Origin of the sequence: Rhizobium sp. BK313, assembly GCF_014193655.1 — a bacterium.
Classification (GTDB): domain Bacteria; phylum Pseudomonadota; class Alphaproteobacteria; order Rhizobiales; family Rhizobiaceae; genus Rhizobium.
Genome location: NZ_JACHZQ010000004.1, coordinates 410,169 through 432,029, shown reverse-complemented (window position 1 = coordinate 432,029; position 21,861 = coordinate 410,169). Strand labels below are relative to the sequence as shown.

Genomic DNA, 21,861 nt, shown 5'->3' with positions numbered 1-21,861 from the left:
TTCTTCGAATGAGACTACATTTTCTGTCATGCGATATCCGGCTCGCTCATTGTTGAGCGCATGCACGGCGAAAGCTTGTCGAGATCACCGGCTATGGTCCTGCGCCGATTGCCGAGGATGGGGTGAAGCGGATCGGTGAACTCTATCGTATCGAAGCTGAGCTGCGCGGTCTCTCTTCCGAAGCTCGCATTGCTAGAATGCAAGAACGATCAGCGCCGCTGATCGGCGATATGCGAACTTGGTTGACCCGTCATCGTACCCGCGGCGCTGGCAAATCGCCGCAATCCTCGTCTCGTGTCTGACATGTCCATGTCGACGAGGCAGGACGGGCCTCAGGCGGCAGCGGCCTGTTCCTCCCGCACGAACTGCGAAACGCGCTTCAGCCCTTCACGCAGGATGCTCTCGCCGTTGGCATAGCCGATGCGCAGGTAGCCCTCCATGTCCATCGCGCTTCCCGGCGTCAGCATGACGCCTGTGCGCTCCAGCAGCTTGACGCAGAAGGCTTTGGAAGACATCGGCAGGTGGTATTTCAGCAGCGCCGACGTTCCGGATTTAGGCCCGGGAGATCAGCGGTTCGTTTTCGACGAAGTCCGAAAGTATCGCAAGGTTGGTCCGGGTGATCCCTTGGCTGCGCTGAGGGATCTTGTCGCGGTTTTCCAGCGCGGTCACGGCGAAATGGTCGTCCAGCATCCTGACGCTGATCGTATTGTAGTCACGATGGATGGACACCGCATGGATCAGCTCTTTCCCGGCGACGATCCAGCCGAGCCGGAGGCCGGTGCATGACCCGAAGCGTGTCATTCCGGACAGTAATTTGCGTAGACGATTCACGTCAGGCAGGTGGAGGGAGGTTCAGTCGAAGAAGCCCGCATCCTCTTCCCTGAGATATCTCTTGGCCGCTTGGGCGTCGATATCGAGGCCCAGCCCCGGCGCTTCCAGTAGGTCCACCATACTGTCCTTCACGATCTGCGGTGGCAAGCCGATTACCAGATCCTCCCACCAGGGGTCGGTGGCGCTCGGATATTCGAAAGCGATGTAATTTGCAGGCAAGGTGGCGCAGACATTGATCAACGCGCCGAGGCCTAGCAGGCCGTTGGCAGTCCCGTGCGGTGCCATCAGGATCGAGTGCATGTAGGCGTGCTCGGCGACCCATTTGAGTTCGGCAATGCCGCCAACATCGGCTGGATCGGGACCGATAACGCGCACCGCCTGCGTCTCGATCAGTTCCTTGAAATTGTGCCGCAGGTAGATCTGCTCGCCAGTGTGGATTGGCGTCGAGGTAGAGATGGTCAGTTCCCGATAGGCCTGCGGATTGACCCACGGCACATAGTCGCCAGTCAGCATGTCCTCGAGCCACATCAAATTGTACTTCTCTACCGCGCGAGCGAACTTAATCGCATCTGGCAGCATCCAGCCCGGACCGCAGTCGAGCGCCAGGCTGACTTTGTCGCCCAGCACTTCCTTCATCGCGATCACACAGTCGAGCATGTGATTGAAACCGCGCTCGCTGATCACGCCCTGATCCATGGCACCGTGATAGCCCGCCTTCTTCTGCGTCACGCCGTAGTGGAAGCCCTCAATGGTGTCCTTCATGTTGGAGTGGAACGAGATTCCTTGCTTCACCATGAAGAAGTTCTGCGGCTGCTCCATCATCCATTTGACGTCAGCGGCGTAATCCTCCGGCCGATCGCCCGTGCGTTTCCGGCGGATCGAGCCGTTATAGACGCGGACCTTGTCCCGCACCTTGCCTCCGAGCAGCTTATAGACGGGCACGCCCGCAGCTTTGCCGGCAATATCCCACAGCGCGTGCTCAATAGCGCTCACCGCCGCACCGTACGGCTTGAAAGAGCCGCGTTGGCGGATCTTCAGCATCACTCTCTCGACGTCGGTCGGGTCCTCGCCGACAAGCGCCTCGCGGAAATGCAGCACAAAGGGCTTGAGGTAGGACTTGGTGAACTCGACTTCGCCCAAACCATACAGGCCCTCGTCGGTTACGATGCGAACGATCGGGTGTTTGCCGATAACCGCACAGCGGAGGTCGGTGATCTTCATCTTCGGTCCTTTTCGCCTTAGCTCCAGGTTCGATCCCAGGAATACTCATCGTCCCAGTGATCCGTAGGCCGCCAAATGCCGGTGACACCCGGCTGCAGATGCTGCGAGATCACCTCGTCGACGACGTCGTCAATCCCCAGGCCCGGCTTGTCCGGAACAGTGATGAAGCCGTTCTTCACCAGCGGCTTGGGAAGGCCCGTGACGATATCGTCCCACCAGTCGACATCGACAGAGTGGTATTCGAGCGCCATGAAGTTTTCGGTCGCGGTCGCCACATGTGCCGCAGCCATTGCGGCGATTGGACTTTCTGCCATGTGGATGGCCATGGCGACACCATGGTCCTGCGCCATATCGCCGATCTTCTTGGTCTCGAGGATGCCCCCACTGGTGAGCAGGTCCGGGTGAATAACGGAGACACCGCCACTCTTCAGCAAAGGCTCAAAGCCCTCCTTGAGGTATATGTCCTCACCGGTGCAGATCGGCACGGTGGTGCAGTCCTGCAGGTGTCGGTATTGCTCGCTATACTGCCAGGGGATCACATCCTCGAGCCAGGCTGGCACGTATTTTTCAATTCGCCTGGCAAGGCGAATGCCGTTCTGCACCGAGATGTGGCCGATGTGGTCGATGGCGAGCGGAATATCCATGCCGATGACCTCACGAACCTCGGCGATGTATTGCTCAAGGAAGTCGAGGCCCTTGTCGGAAAAGTGGAGGCCGGTAAACGGGTGCGGGACGTTATGCAAATCGTACGCAGCGTTGCGGACGCGCCGCTCTTCAATGGTCTTCAGCGGGCCGCGGCCGGGGTGGTCACGGTACCCTTCAAGTGAGCCGGCAGGAGACACGACCGCGCCGGGCACATCCGCGATCTGCATTAGCCCCAGATCCATCTTGAGGAAGGTGAAGCCGAGTTCCATGCGTTGCTTGAGGCGCCTGCCGGTCTCGGTGCCGCTCGGCACGGTGGCGTCGGTGTCGCAATAGACGCGCACTTTCTCCCGAAACCGGCCGCCGAGCATCTGGTAAACGGGGACGCCATAGGCCTTGCCGGCAAGATCCCACAACGCGATCTCGACCGCCGATACGCCACCGCCTTGCCGGCCGTGCCCCCCGAACTGCTTGATGCGGCGAAACAGGCGGTCGATGTTGCAAGGGTTTTCGCCAAGCAATCGGCTCTTCAGCATCAGCGCGTAGGTGGCGCTGGCGCCGTCGCGCACCTCGCCAAGCCCGACGATGCCCTGATTGGTGTAAATCTTGAGCAGCACTGAGGTGAACGGCGCGCCGACAATTTCGGCTACCCGCATGTCGGTGATGCGAAGGTCGGACGGCTTGGAATGCGTGTTCACCCGATTGAGCGCCTCGTCGGCTCCATCTGCCTCTGGCATGATTTATCCTCGTTTTGGTCGGCAGGGCACGTCGCCGCGCACGCCGGGGCGGCGTAGAGCGTCGCTAGCTAGTCCAGCTCTATCTCGTGATTTTGAAGGTAGTCGCGGTTCATTTCAACGCCGAGACCAGGCTTGGGCGTAAGCTTGAGGCTGCCGTTCGAAACATCGAGTGGTCTGTCGATGAGGTGATCGTATTTGCCCAGGTTCCACTCCGACGTTTCGAGTTTGTAGAAGTTAGGAACGGTCATCATCACTTGGGCTCCCGCGACCACGTTGATCGGCCCTGCGGCGTCGTGCGGCGAGACCGGGATGTAGTAGGCTTCGCATAGGGCAGAAATCTTCTTGAGTTCGGTAATGCCACCGGTCCAGGTGACATCCGGCATGATGTAGTCAGCGAGCTTGTTCTCGAGCACCGGCACGAAATCCCACTTCGTGTGGCCGCGCTCGCCCCACGAGATCGCGGCACTGACCTTCTCACGGACCTGCTTGAGGGCGTTGAGGCTCTCGGGCGGACAGGGCTCCTCGAACCAGTCGATCTGACCAGCTTCCTCGAGGCTCCGACAAAGGCGGATGGCGGTGGGAACGTCGAAGCGGCCATGTGCATCGATGAGGATGTCGACATCAGAGCCCGCCGTTTCGCGGATCAGAGCCGTGAGTTCGGCGGCTTCGCGCTCGTCTTTGCGGGTCATGCTGCCATCGAGGTAACCGTCCCGCTGTTCGCGAGGCTGTCCATCGACGGTGCGGCCCTGGTGGGGGAAGGGATCGAACTTGAGCGCCGTGTGGCCGGACTCGACGATGTCTCGAATTTCGCGGACCACAGCCTCTTTGCTGGTAAACTTGGCCTGGTTGGGATGGGTGTAGAGCGCAATTTCATCGCGTACTGGTCCGCCCAACAGCTCGTAGATCGGCTTACCAAGGACTTTGCCTCGGATGTCCCAGAGGGCTATGTCGATGGCGCTCACGCATTCGACTGCGGCGCCGCGACTGCCCATGTAGGTGAAGCTGCGGAATACCTTGTGCCACAGATACTCGATACGCGCCGGATCCTCGCCTGTTACAGCGGCACTGATCTGCCGCAGGATTGTGCAGAGGGCGCGATTGGCGAGCCTTGTCGTGGTGGTGATCTCTCCCCAGCCGCTCACCCCCTCGTCGGTGGTCACTTCGACGAACAAATACTCTCCCCAATAAGAAGCATCGGATCTGATTAGCCACGGCCGTACGCTGGTGATTTTCATCTCAACTGCCTTTAGTGAAGTGGTCGGGATAACGATATTCCAGGCTATGTATTTATCCTGCCCGAGCGGCGTTACGCGCGCGCATGTGTTCGAGGATGTGCCGGCCGGAGCCCTCAACATGGCGTGCAATGAGTTCGGCTGCCTCGTCCGCATTTCCCGCTTTTACATGCGCGATGAGCTCGCGATGCTCGCTAAGGATCACGGCACGCCGGGCGAGGGTGAAGTTGAAACGCCGGCTTACGGCTCGAAGCACTTCACGATGCTTCCACCAAAGCTCGGCGGCATGGCGGTTGTAGTGCTTCTGGTACATCACGGTGTGAAAGGCAGTGTCCAGCTCGCTGTGCCTGAACGTGTCGGCGAAGTTGTTCTCTTCAATCAGGCCTTGGATGCGTTCGAGTTCAGCAATGTCCTCGACGGTGGCCATATTCACGAACCATCGCGTCAGTGCCGGCTCGATCAACACTCCTATCTCGTAGATGTCCCGAACAAAATCCTGATCTATGGGCCGAACGCGCGCTCCGCGGTTGGGAACGAGGGTGACAAAGCCCTCCCCGCGCAACAGTTGCAGAGCTTCGCGCACGGGGTTGGTTGAGGTGCCGTGGCGCCGGGCGAGATCGGTGACCACAAGCCGCTCGTTGGCAGCGAGCCGCCCTTCGATGATGTCTTCCCTGATCAGTTGATAAAGGGAGGCACCCTCGCTGGAGGCCCCGATAGCGTCGATCCCTTCGGGTGGCTGTGCTTTAAAATCGCTTGTTTCGGCCAAGACTGTCCCCAATCAATACACAGATTGCTCGGATATCACGCGAGGCTTCTGCAAACAATGTACGATTTCTTCGATTGACAGGCAATCTACGATCTGAAAACGTATGATAAGGTCTGAGGGATACATTGGGTGGATAGTCCCGCGGCCGGGGAGCAAAGACCGCTCGCCTCGATGCAGAGCGGCATGGGAGAGAACCTGGAGGATACCTATGACGAGGATTTCACTCGGCCGTGCCGTCCTGCGCGGCACTGTTTCCACTGCTTTGATGGTATCGTTGATGTCCGCGTCTGCGCTGGGTGCGCCGGTCGACTTGAGCAAGTGGTCGCCGGAGTACGTGCGCTCCATTGCCGGCACGCAGGATTTTGACACGGCAGGCGATTGCGCCAAGGTCACCCCGCTCGACTATAAGGGGCGACTGACTTTCTGGTATCAGGGCGTGTTCGAGGGCGACCCCGACCTCCTGCGCCAGTATTACAAGGATTTCTTCGAGACCTTCCGCAAAACCTATCCAAACATCCAGCTTGAGGAACAAGCCCTCACCTATAATGACCTTCTGGACAAGTTCCGGACCGCACTTCTGGGCAACGCAGCGCCCATGGCGGTCCGCCTGCAGATCCTGGGCGGCACCGAGTTCGCCTCAAAGGGCTATCTGCAACCGCTCAAACCCGAGGATATAGGGTATTCGACCGATGACTTCTGGCCCGGCGCAATGAAGGCCGTGGCCTGGGAGGGGGTGACCTACGGCATTCCAACCAATAACGAAACGATGGCGTTCATCTGGAACGCTGACATCTTCAAGCGTGCAGGCCTCGATCCGGACAAGGCTCCAGCAACCTGGGACGACGTCGTCAAGTATTCCAAGCAGATCCACGACAAGCTCGGCATTGCCGGTTACGGCCTCGTGGCGCGCAAGAATGCCGGCAATACGCCGTATCGCTTCATGCCGCAGCTGTGGGCCTATGGCGGCGGCGTCTTTGACGAGGCCACCGCGAGCCCGACCTATAAGCAGGTCGAGCTAAACAGTTCGCAGAGCAAGGCGGCGCTGCAAGCCTCGTACGATATGTATGTTCGCGACAAGTCGGTTCCGGTTTCGGCACTCACCAATCAGCAGGCAGATAACCAGCCACTGTTCCTCGCTGGCCAGCTCGGCATGATGGTCTCGCACCCGTCCGACTACAACGTCATGCTCGACCTGCAGAAGAAGACGACGGGCAGCGACAAGGAAAAAGCGCAGACCGTCATAGACAACATGCGCTACGGTCTGATTCCGACTGGCCCTGACGGTAAGCGTGCCGTCGTGTTTGGCGGCTCGAATTTTCACATCCTGAAGCCCGAATATGTCGAGGGCGGCAAGGTGGACGAGCCGGCTGCAAAGGCTCTCGGCTGCATGTGGGCGAGCCCCGAATGGTCGCTGAAGATGGCCTACGCCGGCTCGAACCCGGGAAACCTTAACGGCTTCAAGACCAAATGGATGAAGGAACGTCTGGACAATATCAAGTTCCTCGATGTCACGACTTCGATGTTGCCATACGGCATCCCGTTCCCGGCGCTGCCGCAGTCCCCCGAAATCATGAACATCATCGTCCCGGACATGCTGCAGAATGCCCTCACCGGAGCCATGACCGTCGACCAGGCAGCGGACGACGCAGCCAAGAAGGTAAAAGACCTGATGGACGGCGGACTCTAGTCCACGCCTGCCGATCTGACCGGCTGCGCCTCGATTGCAGCCGGCTTCTTCCGAAGAATAAGGGCAGGGCACAGTGACGATCTTGACTGGCAAGGCCGAGGGTGGCCGAAGACAGCAACCCGCTAGGTCCGGCGTGCTGCGAAAGGTTTGGGAGCATCGCGCTGACTACGCGTACGTGCTTCCTGCGATCGCCGTGATGCTCATCGTCATAGCCTATCCAATCTACTACACGATCGAGCTGTCGTTCTTTAATACACCGCCTGGCCTGCAGCTCCGGGACAAGATTTTCATCGGCCTCAACAACTACACCGCCATCCTCACAAGTCCGGTGTTCTGGAAGGTCACCTCGAACACTCTTATCTGGACACTGGGATCCACTTTCATCTCATTTGTCCTGGGGTTTGCCAGCGCGCTGGCGCTCCATCGTGACTTTGTCGGCCGTGGCATCCTGCGCGCCGTCCTGATCATTCCCTGGGTCATCAGCGCGGTCGCCGCGTCCTATATCTGGAAGTGGATCTACCATTCGGACTTTGGGATCATTGGCGCGGTGCTGGTTGGCCTCGGATTGGCGGACCGGCCGCCGAATTTCATCGACAACGTCAACACAGTGCTGCCCTCGCTGATCGTCGTCAATATTTGGCGAGAGTTTCCGTTTGCCATGATCATGATGATGGCTGGCCTGCAGACGGTTCCCGACCAGTTGCTGCGCGCCGCAAAAGTCGACGGAGCCAACGCATGGCAGCGGTTCTGGCACGTCACCTTTCCGCACTTGAGAAACGTCTCGACGGTGACGATCCTTCTGCTGGCAGTGGCAAACTTCAATTCTTTCATCATCCCCTGGATCATGACCGGCGGCGGGCCGTCGAACGCATCGCATATCTGGATCACCCACATTTATGAACTCGCCTTCGGTCGCCAGCGCTGGGGAGTGGCATCGGCCTATTCGGTGCTGCTGTTCCTGATCCTGATGTCGCTCGGCTACTTCTACGTCCGTGCGCTGAGCGGCAACGAACAGAAGGGTGGAAGCGAATGAGCGCGATTGCCGAGACTGCTTATCGAGGCCAGGCGCGTCGCCGTATGCGCATCGATGGATGGCGGTGGGGCGGACGCATCTTCCTTGTGTTCATGCTGCTTTACACCGCATTGCCGATGATCTGGATGCTGATCACCTCGATCAAGTCCGGCTTCGCGGCCATGCAATTCCCGCCGCAATGGTGGCCGGACCAACCCACCCTTGCCAGCTACCAGAAGCTGCTCGATCCGCAAAATAGCGTCGGCCAGGACTTCCTGCGCTTCTTCTGGAACAGCCTTTTCGTCTCCACCGCCACGACCATCCTTTCGGTGATCGTGGCGGTTCCTGCGGCCTACGCGTTTTCACGCTTCACCTTCCCGGGGCGGAACTTTCTGTTTTTCGCCGTCTTGCTTCGCAACATGTTCCCGGCAGTGATCTTTCTCGTGCCGCTCTTCATCCTGATGCGCGCGATCGGGCTGGTGAACACGCATGGATCGCTCATCCTCACCTACCTCACATTCGGCCTGCCGCTGGCAATTTGGCTCCTCAAGGGCTTCTACGACAACATCCCGGTGCAACTCGAGCAGGCGGCGCGCATCGACGGGGCAACGCGGTTCCAGGCTTTTGTCCTGATCGTGATGCCGCTCTCGGCGCCAGGAATCATCGCCACGGCGATCTATTCCTTCATCGGCGCGTGGAACGAGTATATCTACGCCTACACCTTCCTCTCCAAGAACGAGCAGTTGACACTGCCTGTCGGCATCCAGCGCTTCTTCTCGGAAAATACGACGGACTTTCCGGGCCTAATGGCGGCCAGCTTCATGATGAGTGTTCCCGTCGTGGTTCTGTTCCTCGTCCTGCAACGATACTTCGTACGCGCCCTTACAGAAGGCGCAGTTAAGCACTAGGGAGTTGCCGGTGGCCCACGTCGTCCTCAAAGATCTTGTCAAGACCTATGGCAGCTTCAAAGCTGTCAACGATGTTTCGCTGACCGTCAATGACGGCGAATTCGTTGCGCTCGTCGGCCCTTCAGGCTGCGGCAAAACAACCACGCTCAATCTTGTAGCAGGGCTGATCCCCATCACATCGGGCGATATCGTCATCGGGGACCAGGTGGTCAACGACCTCGACCCCAAGGACCGGGACATCGCAATGGTGTTCCAGAACTATGCGCTCTATCCGCAAAAAACGGTCTATAAAAATCTGGCGTTCCCGCTGCAGATGCGCAAACTGCCAAGGGACGAGATCGACAAGAAGGTCAAGGAAGCAGCGCGAGTGCTCGACATGACGCAGCTGCTCGAGCGCAAGCCGCGCGAGCTTTCGGGCGGGCAACAGCAGCGCGTGGCCCTGGGCCGCGCCCTCGTTCGAGATCCGGCCGTATTCCTTATGGATGAACCACTCTCCAACCTCGACGCGAAGCTGCGCGTGCAGATGCGGTCGGAGATCAAGCGCTTCCACCAGGACCTCAAGGCAACGATCATCTATGTGACGCACGACCAACTCGAAGCCGTGACCATGGCCGACAGGATGGCGGTGATGAACGGCGGCTACCTGCAGCAATACGATTCACCGGCGCAGGTCTTTGCCCATCCGGTGAACATGTTCGTCGCCAGCTTCGTCGGCAGCCCGGCGATGAGCCTTGTTCCGCTGGAGGCTTCAACGGCAAGCGGCAATACTGCGTTGACCAGCGCGGAGGGCTGGCGCCTCGAGCTCTCGCCACACAACGCCCAGAAGGTGGCGAGGGCAACCACCAAAAAAGTCGTGCTCGGCGCACGTCACTCGACGATCAAACTGCACAAGAGTGCGGTGCCAGGAAGCATTCCTGCCAAGGCCTACACGGTGGAGCCGACCGGAGACGTCACCTTCGTACAGGCGTTCCTGTCCGGCGCCATCGTCAACGTCAGCGTGCCGCCGACCATTGCCGTCACGCCCGACGAGCCGATTTGGCTCGAGTTCGACCAGGAGCGAATGCATCTGTTCGACGGCGAAACAGAAATGGCCCTCAAGGCCAACTGAGACAGAGCCGCTGCGTCTGGAACGGGGGTTTGGATGACTACGAAGCTTAAAATCACCGCTATCAAGCCCTATCCAGTATGGGTAGGAACACGCAACCAGATGCTCGTGAAGGTCGAGACCGACAACGGCATCTTCGGATGGGGCGAGAGCGGCTTGAGCGGTCGCGAGAAGGCCGTGGTCGGCGCGATCGAGCACTATCGCGAGTTTCTCATCGGCCGCGACCCGATGCAGATCGGTCGGATCTGGCAAGAAGTTTATCGCAGCCAATACTTCGAAGGCGGGCGCGTTCTGCAGGCGGCGATTTCCGCCATCGACATTGCCCTTCATGACATCAAGGGCAAGGCGCTGGGGGTGCCGGCCTACGAACTGTTGGGCGGCAAGCAGCGCGACCGCATTCCTACCTTCGCCTCGACCGGTGACGAGGCCGAGGGCGATGTTGCCATCGAACGAGCCCGCGAACTACGCGCACAGGGGTGGCAGGCGATCCGCTTCTTTCCCATCGGGCACAACAGCAAGGACATCTTTGAGCCGCGCGAATCGATCGGCGCTACCGCAAGCATGCTAAACACGGCGCGCGAGGTGCTGGGCGACGACGTCGTCCTCGGCATCGACTATCACCATCGGTTGTCGGTGGCACAGGCGGCGAGCTTCTGCAACAAGCTCGGCCGTGGCGTGCTTGATTTCCTTGAGGAGCCGATACGAGACGAGGCACCGGAGGCCTACGAATCCCTGCGCACGATGACCGACATCCCGTTCGCCATCGGCGAGGAATTTGCCAGCAAGTGGCAGTTCCTGCCCTACATCGAGCGCGGCATCCATCAGTTCAACCGGCTCGATGTTTGCAATGTTGGCGGGCTCACTGAAGCGATGAAGGTGGCTGGCTGGAGCGAGGCGCACTATGTGGACCTGATGCCGCACAATCCCCTTGGCCCAGTCTGTACGGCCGCGACCATCCATCTCGCCGCCGCGGTGCCGAATTTCGCTTGGCTCGAGACCAGGGTGCCCGAAACAAAGCTGGGCTTCGACAATTCCGACTTCTTCCCCGTGCAACCACGGCTCGACGGCCCCGACTATCCGGTCCGCGATCTGCCGGGACTCGGCGTCGAGGTCAACGAAGAGGCGGTCAAGGCGGAGAGCTTTCGTTTCTGGGAAGCGCCTCACCTGAAGCGCCGCGACGGTTCTGTTACGAACTGGTAGTTTCATTCACCGGAGTTTAAAATGACGCATACTTCCGACATTACGCGACCGTCCAAAGACCTGATTGACGCGCTAAAGGAAATCGGCGCCGCGACGGTTGCCGGCACGCTTGGCCACATGGGCTTCCGCAATCCGCACATGGTCGGTCCCGTGCCGCAGAACCGAGGGAAGTCGATCGTCGGGCCGGCGCTGACGCTCCAGTTCATGCCGCAGCGGCCGGACCTCTTCACCGAGGGAGAATATGCCGATCCGGAGACGCAGTTGCACCGGCACGTGCTCTATCACGCGCAAGAGGGCGATGTGGTCGTGGTCGACGCGCGCGGCGACATGAGCTCGGGCGTCTTTGGCGATATGATGTCGACGTATTTCAAAGGCAGAGGCGGCGCTGGCATCGTAATCGACGGATGCATGCGCGATCGGCCCAATGTCGAGAAGCTAGATCTCCCCCTATGGCTGCGTGGCTGGACACCCAACTACCATGTGCAGACCAGCATCTATCCCAATGCCGTCAACGTTCCAATTGCCTGTGGCGGTGTCACGGTAATCCCCGGCGACATCATCGTCGCCGACGACGACGGGGTGGTGGTGCTTCCAGTCGCAATGGCCTCGAAGGTAATCGAAGAGTCGCAAAAGCATCACGATTGGGAGGAGTTCTCGCGAGTGAAGCTTATGGAGGGCGGGTCGTTGCAGCGCTACTATCCGCTGCATGACGATGCCCGCGGAGAGTACGAAGAGTGGCGCAAAACAAACCGCTTGGAGAACCGAAGTTAGCCTATGGGATTACCCGAGACGGGCAGCGAACCTTCTGGGGTATCGCCGGCATCTATGCGTTGGTGCCGAAGCGGATGACGCGATGATCTCATCAAGGTTCTGCAACAAGTCGAGATCCACCGTCTTTTACGACGGCACTGCCTGATCGGCCGCTTCACCGGTGCAGACGTCGAGGTCGGTCTTGAATTCGAGCTTACAGGCCATAAGGTGGCTGCAGCGTTCCGTCGACTGGCTGACTGTGCCTTTCACTTCCTGATTTCAATTGAAGTGGTAAGCCGATTGTGTAAGCAGATCTTGCCTCACGCCGTGAGTGGGTCGTCATATCTCATCAGCCGGCCGGCGTTGGCGAGCACCAGCAAGGTGCTGAAATTGTGCAGGATCGCAGCGACGACGGCTCCCGCCGCTCCAAGAAAACCAAATCCCGCCAATGCAACGATCGCCACGGTCCAGCCGAGGCCGATGATGACGTTGGTTTTCAATGTTTGGCGGCATAGTCTGCTGAGGCGGATGCACGTGCCGAGCCGTCGCAAATCGCTGCCGATCAGGATGATGTCTGAGGAGGCCAGCGCGACATCGGCGCCGCCCGCGCCCATCGCGATCCCGACAGCGCCCGCCTTCAGCGCGAGCGAGTCATTGATCCCGTCGCCGACGACAAGAGGTTTGAAGCCGCTATTCGTTTCGTGCAATACACGTTTCAGCTTGTCGGCGGGCAGGGCCTCAGCCATGACGTCATTTATGCCAATCTCCTGCGCCAAGGTCTGCGCGACCGACTGGCGGTCGCCGGTTAGCAGGAGCTGACGATTGAGACCGAGCGTTCGCAAATCCATCATAGCATCCGCGGCCTCCGGCTTGATCGTGTCCGACAGGAGTAGCCAGGCGATGAAGTCTCCGTTGATGGACATCCCAGCGAGCGGACCGTCATGCAGGGGAATGGAAGGAACGCTGACGGACATACGTTCGAACAGTTCGGGGCGTCCAAGTGCGACTTCGCCGGCGATTCCGGCGGCAATCACACCCAGGCCTTGGATCTCCCGGACATTCGTTAGCGGATAGTATGCGTCATGGGCGACGAGCGATGCCATGGCCCGGCTAACCGGATGGCTGCTGGCAGCCCCCAAAGATGCCGCTAAAGTCAGAACAGCTTCCCGGTCCGCATTCGCGGTCATTCTAATCTCTTGCAACCGAAGTCGCCCAAAGGTGAGCGTGCCGGTCTTGTCAATGACCAGCGACGTCAGATCGGCCAGCTCCTCCAGGAATGCCGAGCTCCGGATGAGGATGCCGTGGCGCGCCGCGACCGCAATGCCGGCAACCGCGGTCGCCGGCGCGGACAGGACCAGCGCGCACGGGCAAGCCGCGACCAGGATCGCAAGCATGATTTGGTCGTTGTAGGTGAGGAACCAAGCAATCGCCGCGACCGTCAAGACGAAGCCGAGATATTGCTGAGCGTAACGCTCCAGCAGCCGGGTGATTGGCGGCTTCGAATTTTCCGCGCGCTGCATCAATGCGATGACTTTTCCGAGCGTCGAGTCCTCGCCCGTTCGGGTAATCTCGACCTCAAGTCGACCGTCCAGGTTGATCGCACCGCCGAAGACGTCGATGCCGGCGGAGACTTCGAGAGGTAGGGATTCGCCGGTGATCGGTGCGGTGTCGAGGCTTGCCCGTCCTTTCCGGACACGACCGTCGGCAGGAATGCGGTCTCCCGCTCTGACCTCCACCAGATCGCCCGGCTTCAGCGTGATATTGTCGACTTCACGCGTCGAGCCTTCCGGCGTGATCAGCCGTGCGTGGCTACGGGTCAGACGCGCCAGCGCCTCCATCGCTTCTTTCGATCCGATGACGCTGCGTTCCTCCAGCACATGGCCGAATATCATGATGATCGGGAGAAGGGCCGCGGTCAGCAGATCTCCGGTTGCCCAGGCGGCCAACATCGCCAGCGCAATCAACTGATCGGTGATACCATGTAGGCTCGGATGGCGCAGACTATGCCAACCGGAGCGGATGACGGGAACCGCGACGATCAGCGAGGCGGCCGCGAGCAGAAGCTGGCCGACGCCCTCTTCGTCAGGCGCAAGCCAGCGCCAGGCGATGCCGAGAGCGAGTAGGCTCAAAGCGATCATGGCCAGGGTAAGTTGGACGGCCGCTGCTTGTTTTTCGTTTGCCGTCAGCAGACCGGTGCTGAGCACATGGCCATGATGATGCTCGTGGCCATGGGAGCCGTGGGAAAGATCTGTTGCTACACTCATTTGCCGGCTCCCTGCAGAATGAGGCGGGCGTCGTCCCTGGGGTCGACCGTGACCACTGAGCCTGCCTGCGACAGGATCTGTGCAACGCGATCTCGATAGAGGCGCCAGAGAAGACCGGGATCGCTATCGGACCATTGCGTGCTTGCAAAGCCAGTGACGGTGGCCGTGTCGGCGCGCGCCTTTGCCAGACGTTCGCTAGCTTGGGCTTCTGCCACCTGCACGATCCGGTCTGCTTCCTGATCAGCGGCCTGCTTGTCCTTTTCCGCGTCGTTCTGCGCTGACGCAATCGCCTGCTCTGCCTGCTGGCTTGCGGTCAATACCCCATCGAACGCGCTGACGGCCGTCGCCGGAAGCGCGGATTGAACGTCGGCTCGGTCGATCTCGATCCCGAGGCCCACGCCCCTCGCTCTCAAGGAGCTTAGGCTGGCGTTGATGCTATTCACCAGGTCGGCCCGCAACCGTTCGCGACGCTCGGCGATATCGCTGTTGGGCGCGACCAGCTCCGGGCGCGCGACCAGAATGCTGTCAAGGTCTCTTGAGGCGCAGATCACGACGGCGCTGCGGGTGGCGAGGCGGTCCAACGCCGGAAGGACGTGCTCCTGCTGCAGAGCGTAAGCGAAGGGATCAGTTACCCGATAGAAGACGCGGATGTCGAGCTGAACCACACTGGCGTCGGCGGTCAGCAGATATCCCGAGCCCGCGAGAGTATCGCTCTCCGTCGCCGCGTCGGCCTCGCCGGTCTGAGCCGCGGGCGAGCGAAGCAATCCGTTGATCCGGCGTTCCAAAACCGTTGCGGCGTCGGGCAGAAGCAGAACCTTTTCGAAGGGCGCGGGTAAGGCCCATAACAGGCCGGATTCCTGCACCCGGTTAAAGGCACCCAGGCGAAGGACAACGGCCCGGTTCTGCGGCGCGATCTCCCTGACATTGGATGTCGCCCAGCCGACTGCCGCCAGCACCATGATCGCGGACAACAGCCCGGACACCAGACGAACGGCCTGATGTTGCGCCATCGAATTCCTATCCCCGACGGTGCGCATCTCTAACGCGCTCCGCTCGCCGACGCGGCGCTGGGTGGTCCATCGACCAGGGCCCGGAAAGGCGCCGCGTCGGTGCGCAGGACAAGGCGGGTGTTGGAATTGACGATGGCGCCGAGCGTGTCGAGGGAGCGAAGCAGTTCATAAAGCTCCGGCGCGCTTTTATAGGCCGTTCCATAAATCTGAGCTGCTTCGACGCGGGATTTGGCTTCTATGTCGGCTGCCTTCACGGTCGCGTCCGCCTGCAGGACTCTCGCGTCGCGTTCGGCTGCGGAACGAATCTCCGCAGCCTGGCGTTTGCCGACAGCCGCACGTTCGGTGGCGATCGTCTCACGCTCGGCCCGCATGCGGTCGACGGTGGCGCTCAACGTCACCGAAGGTAGGGTCAAGCGCTCGATTCCGACAGCGACAACCTGCAAGCCGTAGGTATCGAACAATTGCTGTGTGATCTGGGCTTTGAGCTGCGTTTCGAGGGCATCGATCCGGAGCTTGTCCGGATCGGGATTGATCAGTGAGGACAGCTCGAAATTGCTGGCTGTGGTCTCCAGCGACGATCCGAGGAACGTGCGGATTTGCGCTGCTGCCTGGTCCGGCTGGTTCTGAACCGACCGGACGAAGCGCTTGATGGCATCCGGATCAGACGGGACCTGCCAGATGGCATAGGCCTGCGCGATGATCCGCAGCCCATCCTTGGTTCCGACATCCTGCAGACCGCTGGACGTCGATTTGGCGCGAAGATCGACGTCGATGGTCTTCTCCAGGGGAATGGGAAGCCGGAAGGCGGGGCCGGGATCGATCAGAACGCGAGTCGGATTGCCAAATCTGGTGACGATGGTCGCGGCTCCCGATCTCACCTGGACGAGGCAGGCGGCGATCAGAATGATGGCGACGACGATCATCGCGACGATCAGGCGGGACCACCGAAAGGGCATCGTCTCGTTGTAATCATTGCCGTGAGAATGATGATGATCATGACCACGATGGTCCGAGTCTGGATGGGCGTGCGCGTCAGTCATGGGCCAGTTTCTTCGCTTTGGTGTGGAGTGCTGGGCTCGGCACTGGTGTCGGGATCGACCGGCACCGTCATGCTCCGGAGATCGAGGGTCGGAGCGATGCTGCCGCCGATGCGGTGATCGAGGACGAGAGCCTTCGAGTGGGATAGTCCCATCGTCAGTTGATTGAAATATTCCTCTGTCAGAAAGGCCTGTCCGGCCTCGTGGAAGGCGGATTGCTCGGCTTGGAAGCGCAGCTTTGCGACCTCCGAAGCCGCTATGCCTTCCCTTGCCGTCGCCGCCGCATTGTCCCGCTGAAGGCTGGCGTTCAACTGCGCGTCGTTGATCTGTTCGGCGGCCGTTCCCCGCTGGCGCGCAACAAGTGCCTCCGCGCTGATCTGTGCTGCCTGGACTCCGTGAAAGGCATTGGCTGCGCCGGCTGGAGGGTGGATAGCCTCGACGACGACCGCCAGGATTTCGACGCCGCTGTTCAACTCATCCATGTTTTTCTGGACTGCCGAGGCGATATCGTTTGCCAGTGACAGCCGGCCTTCGCTCAAGACATCATTGAGTGTCCTTCTGGCAAAATCATGCACCAATACGCGGTTCGCGGTGCTTTCGATCAAGGCCGGGAGATCGGCGACCCGATAGGCCGCCTTCATCGCTGCCTGATCCGAAAGACCGATGCGGTAGACGAAGCGCACGTCCATGTTGACGATCTGAAAACCTTGTCCGCCGCCGGTGCCACCAGCGATGATTTGCGATTTTTCGCTGATGTGCGAGGCATCCCACAGCCGGTTTGCACTTTCCGGCGCTGGTCCTTCGGCATCGGCTAGGGGCGCGTTGCCGTCTCTCGTGCTGACGGAGGTTGCCAGTTCATGCACGCTGCCATTCTCGAGGAGGATGACGCGACCAAACGGCCAAGGAAGGCCGACGTGAAGGCCGGAATGCAAGACGCCTTCGGCCTTGCCGAACCTTTCGTAGACGCCCCGGCCGGTTATCGGAATTTCGCGGACGCCGCTTAACATCCAGTCCAGAAAGATGGTTCCGAGAATGATAGCCGGGGCGGCCCTACGAATGAATGAAACAGCCCAAATCTGTCGAAGATCGATACCGTGCCTGGTCCGCAACTCTGCCTGAATACCGATCCAGGGCTGAGGCGGCCACTGAAGGAGGCTCGCGACATAGCTGTTGGTGATCAACGACGGCTCGTGGTTCTCGTTTTGCGGGCGGAACATCGAGACAATTGCACGGAGCAGAAATTCAAGCCCGATAAGAGCAATAAAGCCACCCAGCGCCGCCAAAAGTTCGACGGATAGACTGGAGCCGCGAGCGCTCAGGTAAAGACAGAAGCAAGACGTAACGAGTACGAGGATGGGTACTCGTGCCAATTGTGAAATTGCTTTTGCCTCTGGCCATTCGCTGGTATCGACGGCCGCGAGCCTCCTCTCCGTCACCAGCAGAAAGAAGGCGAACACCAGACAGGCCGCAATGATGAGGAAGGCCAGCGTTCCGATCGTTATATCGTCTGTCCTCAAAGACCAATCGGAAGACACGATGAGACATGCCAACAGCGAAAGGCCGAAGACCCAGAGCGGGCGGGCGCCGATGTGCGAAAAGAGCGCCTGGCCTACGGACAATGGACTGCCGGTCCAGGGCCCAATTCGATCCGGCCCTTTCGTGGACCACGGAGAGCTCAGGAAAGCGACGAGCCAACGCATCGGCGCGCCGAACGGGATGCTGGGGAGGCCGGCTTTCTCTTGACGCCATCGGACGACATCGTAGGCCGATCGTAGTCCAGCACCGAAGAGGATAAGCGCAGCCGCGTTATTGCAGAGGAACGCGATCCAGATCGTATTGAGGCTGAGGGTATTCGCAACTAGGGCGGCGAGCAAAAGCAGGGCTGCGAAAATCGAAATGCTGAAGCCTTGGCTCGCAAGATCGTGCGCCTGAGCCGCCGCAAGTTGGAAGTCCGCTCGGTCTTTAAGATCAAAGTGGCGCTGCGTTTCGTCGCAATTCATTTTTGGCGTTGCCATGCTTATGTCTGCCTTCCCCCGACCGCGATCACTTAGCAACTGACCCCATAAGAGACTCAATTGCCATGTTCGAAGCGTTTAGGCTCGAAACGAGCGGATACGTTATTACGTATCGTCTATCTATCCGCAAGGTCCCACATTGATTGAGGAGGCTGATGGATGCGTGAGCATCATCACACGAACGACGGAGCACCCCATCAACGACGGCTTCTCGCGGACGGGAATATTCCCGGCATACGGCCAGCAACGGGTTTGTCCCGTCGACGACATGAAATCACCCAGTCCCTGAAAATGCCGGAGAGTGCCGGGCGTTTCGCCCGTTGGGCCATAGTCGGCTTACGCCTCCCCGAGCCCGTCGTCTCGGCCTTGCGCTGCCGAAAGCCGAGGGGGCCGGATTGGATCCTCGAAATCAAATGGCGCGATAGCGCCTGCGATCCATATCGAGTCAGAGGGGGTGCTGATTATCAGGCGCGGCGGGCACGACTGGACGCATCTCCGGTAAACTACGCCGGGAGCCGGCGAAACCGAAGAAGGCGACAGCATAGAGGTCGTACACGTTGGAATTGACGCTATAAACCCCGATCGAGCAGAAGGCCATGATCGGGAAGAGCAGGTAATAAGGAATGGTCAGCAGCTTCACCCAGAGCCCGATCAGCGGCAGGTTCAGCACTACCAGCATAAGATTGCTGGTCCACATGGAAGCAATGATCCCCCAGAGGATTTAGGACGAGCTCTTGTGGCACCAAGCCGGGTTAGAGTGGACGCTCCCGGCGCAGCGCTCTGTTCCGCGCCTTACAGCAACTCACAAGGCGACCTTAGCTTAAAATTCAACTTGCTTAGCTATTCTGCCCCAACCGATCGATTTGGAGGAGTAGCCCGTGAGCCTTGTGACGCTTGACCAGGTTGAGGGCCAATTGGCTCGGGGCTTCGGTCTCTTGCGATTTTCGCCGGAACTTGAAAGGCTGTTTCTCAAGGATTACGCGGCCGAGAGGGCTCGGCTCGTCGCAATCTGGTGCGTCATGGGCTTGTTGATCTACGATCTCGTCTATTTCGGCGATCACGACATGGTGCCTGACGTGCTGACAGAGCTGATTGTTGTCCGCTTCCTGATCTTCACACCCTTCGTAATCGCGTGCATCTTTATCGTCCGTCGTTGGCCCAATGCGGTGCTTTACGACGCCTTGACGGTCACTGCAGCCGTGTTGAGCACCACCTTGCCAATGATCCCTGCGATCAAGAGTGGCAGCCAGTATCTATTTGTCTACCAGACCTACAATTCGGCTGCCTTTTTGTTCTTCGTGGTATCACTCCGGCCGCGTTTTCGAGCCGTGTTGATGGGGCTGGCGCTCACGTGCGCTTCGCATTTCACGACGACGTATCTAACTGGCGCTTTCGACCAGATTTCTTACTTCGGCATCATCACAGTCTATTCCATGTTGTCGATCTTTCTCGCGGTAAGTGCCTATTTCCTTGAGAAATCCGATAGGAAGAATTTTCTCAATCAGTTGCGGGCGAACCTCCTATATCGGCAACTCGAGCATAGGGCGGACCATGACGAGCTGACGGGATTGCTGAACAGGCGCTCGCTGACACGAGTCGCTGACGAACTGTGGAGCAACGCGGCAAAGGACGTGCCTGTTTCCGCTATCCTTCTCGATATAGATCATTTCAAGCGCTTCAACGACACCCAGGGGCACATTGCAGGCGACGCCTGTATCCGAGCCGTGTCGGAGTGCATCCGTAATACGGTCGGTGAGACCTTGTTCGTCTTTCGGTTCGGTGGAGAAGAGATATTAGTGCTTGGTGTGGGCCAGGAACCGATACAGGCATTGGCGATAGCGGAAAGAATCAGGGCTGCGGTTGAAGGGCTTCGCATCCAGAATTACGACAGTGATAACAGATGGGTCACCGTGAGCGCAGGTGTCGCCTCCGCGTTGCCTGCCGAGACCACGGTCGAGAAGTTGCTTCAGGCGGCCGACGGAGCTCTCTACGAAGCAAAACGACTAGGTAGGAACACTTTCGCCGTGGCCAGTCTCGTAGAAGTACGTGCGTTCGTAGCTGGATGATCCAGGCTCGGGGGCTATCATCACGTGTGAAAAGGCCTAACCTCGGACAACTAATGCTTATCGGAATTTAATACATTCGGAAGACGTCGCTCGTTCATATTGACGGCTCGCAGGCGTCGGCGCACATTTCTATGTGCCGGTGATGCGACGGGCGGGTCCGAAGAAGCAGCCCGCTTCAAGAACAAATGATCTCGGCGGGCTGACCTAGACAAAACGGCGAAATGGCAGCTGCGTCGGATGCGTCGGACCGAAACAAGGATTTCACAGATTACTGCTTGTGAGCGGGCTAACCCTCCGGGCGCGTCAATCGCGCCTGTTTGTATTTCTCCTGTAGTCCTACCAACCTCACGCAGCAACAAGTTCCCGTCGCAGGTTCCGGCTTAAGCCGCGTGCCCAATCATATCGACGAGTTCCTCGATGCCGCGGGATTGGATTCCCAGTTCTTCCAGGCCCGGCAGATCGTTTGCGGCGACATTGTCACGAAGCATGAGATCGACTTGGTTGCGCGTTAGAGACACGACGGGAAGAAACTCCGCAGCAGTGGCCAATATTCTCCATACCGCGAATGGCACGGGCACCAGCCTGATTCGCGCGTTCAGTTGAGTGGCGATCTCCTGGACGAGTTCCCGATACGAATAAATGCGCGGACCGGCGCACTCGAAGATCGATGCATCCGTGGAATACTGTCCTGAGGCCAAGCGGCTCACGGCTTCCGCCACGTCCTCAACATAAACCGGTTGTAGCCGCGTGCCGCCTTCTCCAAACAGCGGATAGATCGGGAGGATGTGCACCAGCCTCGCGATTGTTGTGATGAACGTGTCGTCGGGTCCCACCATTACAGACGGACGGACGATTACCGCGCCTGGAAACGCGGCCTTCACCACCTCCTCGCCGCGGCCCCGCGCCCGGATGTAATTCGAACGGGACATTGGATCCGATCCAATGCCCGAAATCTGGACGAACATCTCGACGCCTGCATCCCGAGAGGTGGCCGCCAAATCGGCCGCGGCTTCCACATGGACACGTTCGAAGGTCTGCTTGCCGCGCTCAACATAAAGGCTGACCGCATTCACAACCGCGCGAGATCCAGCCACGGCAGCGGCGATCGAGGATGAATCGAGTATGTCCGCCTCGATCTGCTGAGATGGCCTCTTACCGGACACGTTGTCAAACTTATGCTTGTGCGGATGGCGCGAGACGGCACGTACATCAACAGCCCTGTCCAAAAGGCTGGTTACGATCCGCCGCCCGAGGAAGCCCGTTCCGCCGAACACTGTCACAATATTCTCGCCGGCTTCAGTTCGACCAGGTTGGTTAGTCATCTTGCTCTCTAGGGCCATCCTGACCTAGCGAAACCAGACCGTCGGTCCTTCGTTGG

General features: G+C 59.5%; 18 protein-coding genes and 2 pseudogenes. 8 read left to right on the top strand and 12 right to left on the bottom strand.

The genetic code is table 11. The annotated features are described in order from the left end of the window. Positions 1–32: 32 nt before the first annotated feature. Positions 33–278, top strand: a pseudogene (locus FHT86_RS22220) (transposase); the annotation flags it as partial. 54 nt (positions 279–332) lie between these two features. Here FHT86_RS22220 and FHT86_RS38125 read toward each other — a convergent pair. From FHT86_RS38125 to FHT86_RS22195, 6 genes are all read right to left on the bottom strand, one after another. Further along, a complete protein-coding gene (locus FHT86_RS38125) occupies positions 333–515 on the bottom strand; it encodes a hypothetical protein (protein WP_246779608.1) in 183 nt (60 codons plus the stop codon). A gap of 37 nt (positions 516–552) precedes the next feature. Next, a complete protein-coding gene (locus FHT86_RS38120) occupies positions 553–801 on the bottom strand; it encodes a hypothetical protein (RefSeq protein ID WP_246779607.1) in 249 nt (82 codons plus the stop codon). 51 nt (positions 802–852) lie between these two features. Next, positions 853–2,052: a mandelate racemase/muconate lactonizing enzyme family protein gene (locus FHT86_RS22210; RefSeq protein ID WP_133709633.1), complete on the bottom strand. Its 1,200-nt coding sequence runs from the start codon at positions 2,050–2,052 to the stop codon at positions 853–855. Between the two features lie 17 nt (positions 2,053–2,069). Continuing rightward, a complete protein-coding gene (locus FHT86_RS22205; protein WP_133709632.1) occupies positions 2,070–3,431 on the bottom strand; it encodes a mandelate racemase/muconate lactonizing enzyme family protein in 1,362 nt (453 codons plus the stop codon). A 68-nt stretch (positions 3,432–3,499) separates the two neighbouring features. Further along, a complete protein-coding gene (locus tag FHT86_RS22200; RefSeq protein WP_133709631.1) occupies positions 3,500–4,666 on the bottom strand; it encodes a mandelate racemase/muconate lactonizing enzyme family protein in 1,167 nt (388 codons plus the stop codon). Positions 4,667–4,718: 52 nt separating this feature from the next. Continuing rightward, complete coding sequence (locus tag FHT86_RS22195) at positions 4,719–5,429, bottom strand: GntR family transcriptional regulator (protein WP_133709630.1); 711 nt, start codon at positions 5,427–5,429, stop codon at positions 4,719–4,721. A 208-nt stretch (positions 5,430–5,637) separates the two neighbouring features. Between FHT86_RS22195 and FHT86_RS22190 the strand changes: the two genes are divergently transcribed. From FHT86_RS22190 to FHT86_RS22165, 6 genes are all read left to right on the top strand, one after another. Continuing rightward, complete coding sequence (locus FHT86_RS22190) at positions 5,638–7,116, top strand: sugar ABC transporter substrate-binding protein (RefSeq protein ID WP_133709629.1); 1,479 nt, start codon at positions 5,638–5,640, stop codon at positions 7,114–7,116. A gap of 73 nt (positions 7,117–7,189) precedes the next feature. Beyond that, the gene (locus tag FHT86_RS22185) at positions 7,190–8,149 is read left to right on the top strand and encodes a carbohydrate ABC transporter permease (protein ID WP_133709628.1); all 960 of its coding nucleotides are present in this window, start codon (positions 7,190–7,192) and stop codon (positions 8,147–8,149) included. Then, positions 8,146–9,036, top strand: coding sequence for a carbohydrate ABC transporter permease (locus FHT86_RS22180; RefSeq protein ID WP_133709627.1), 891 nt, complete (start codon positions 8,146–8,148; stop codon positions 9,034–9,036). Before FHT86_RS22185 ends, FHT86_RS22180 begins: the two co-directional genes overlap by 4 nt. Before the next feature lie 10 nt (positions 9,037–9,046). Then, positions 9,047–10,144: an ABC transporter ATP-binding protein gene (locus FHT86_RS22175; protein ID WP_133709626.1), complete on the top strand. Its 1,098-nt coding sequence runs from the start codon at positions 9,047–9,049 to the stop codon at positions 10,142–10,144. A gap of 33 nt (positions 10,145–10,177) precedes the next feature. Then, a complete protein-coding gene (locus FHT86_RS22170) occupies positions 10,178–11,341 on the top strand; it encodes a mandelate racemase/muconate lactonizing enzyme family protein (RefSeq protein WP_133709625.1) in 1,164 nt (387 codons plus the stop codon). A gap of 21 nt (positions 11,342–11,362) precedes the next feature. Next, positions 11,363–12,112, top strand: a complete 750-nt coding sequence (locus tag FHT86_RS22165) for a ribonuclease activity regulator RraA (protein ID WP_133709624.1) — start codon at positions 11,363–11,365, stop codon at positions 12,110–12,112. Between the two features lie 299 nt (positions 12,113–12,411). On the opposite strand, the gene FHT86_RS22160 is transcribed toward FHT86_RS22165, so the two are convergent. The 5 genes and pseudogenes from FHT86_RS22160 to FHT86_RS22140 all read right to left on the bottom strand — a co-directional run. Further along, positions 12,412–14,355, bottom strand: a complete 1,944-nt coding sequence (locus tag FHT86_RS22160) for a heavy metal translocating P-type ATPase (protein ID WP_133709623.1) — start codon at positions 14,353–14,355, stop codon at positions 12,412–12,414. Then, positions 14,352–15,392 carry a protease modulator HflK gene (gene hflK, locus FHT86_RS22155; RefSeq protein WP_133709622.1) on the bottom strand — a complete coding sequence of 347 codons (1,041 nt, stop codon included), beginning with the start codon at positions 15,390–15,392 and terminating at the stop codon, positions 14,352–14,354. Before hflK ends, FHT86_RS22160 begins: the two co-directional genes overlap by 4 nt. 2 nt (positions 15,393–15,394) lie before the next feature. Further along, positions 15,395–16,405, bottom strand: coding sequence for a protease modulator HflC (gene hflC, locus FHT86_RS22150; protein ID WP_133709621.1), 1,011 nt, complete (start codon positions 16,403–16,405; stop codon positions 15,395–15,397). After that, complete coding sequence (locus FHT86_RS22145; RefSeq protein WP_133709620.1) at positions 16,402–18,417, bottom strand: protease modulator HflK; 2,016 nt, start codon at positions 18,415–18,417, stop codon at positions 16,402–16,404. The genes hflC and FHT86_RS22145 overlap by 4 nt, the downstream gene beginning before the upstream one ends. A 514-nt stretch (positions 18,418–18,931) precedes the next feature. After that, positions 18,932–19,138, bottom strand: a pseudogene (locus FHT86_RS22140) (tripartite tricarboxylate transporter permease); the annotation flags it as partial. A 157-nt stretch (positions 19,139–19,295) separates the two neighbouring features. On the opposite strand from FHT86_RS22140, the gene FHT86_RS22135 reads away from it, so the two are divergent. Continuing rightward, positions 19,296–20,483, top strand: a complete 1,188-nt coding sequence (locus tag FHT86_RS22135; RefSeq protein WP_133709619.1) for a GGDEF domain-containing protein — start codon at positions 19,296–19,298, stop codon at positions 20,481–20,483. A 380-nt stretch (positions 20,484–20,863) separates the two neighbouring features. On the opposite strand, the gene FHT86_RS22130 is transcribed toward FHT86_RS22135, so the two are convergent. Beyond that, entirely contained in the window at positions 20,864–21,805 is a 942-nt protein-coding gene (locus FHT86_RS22130) for a complex I NDUFA9 subunit family protein (protein WP_133709618.1), read from the bottom strand. Between the last annotated feature and the right edge of the window lie 56 nt (positions 21,806–21,861).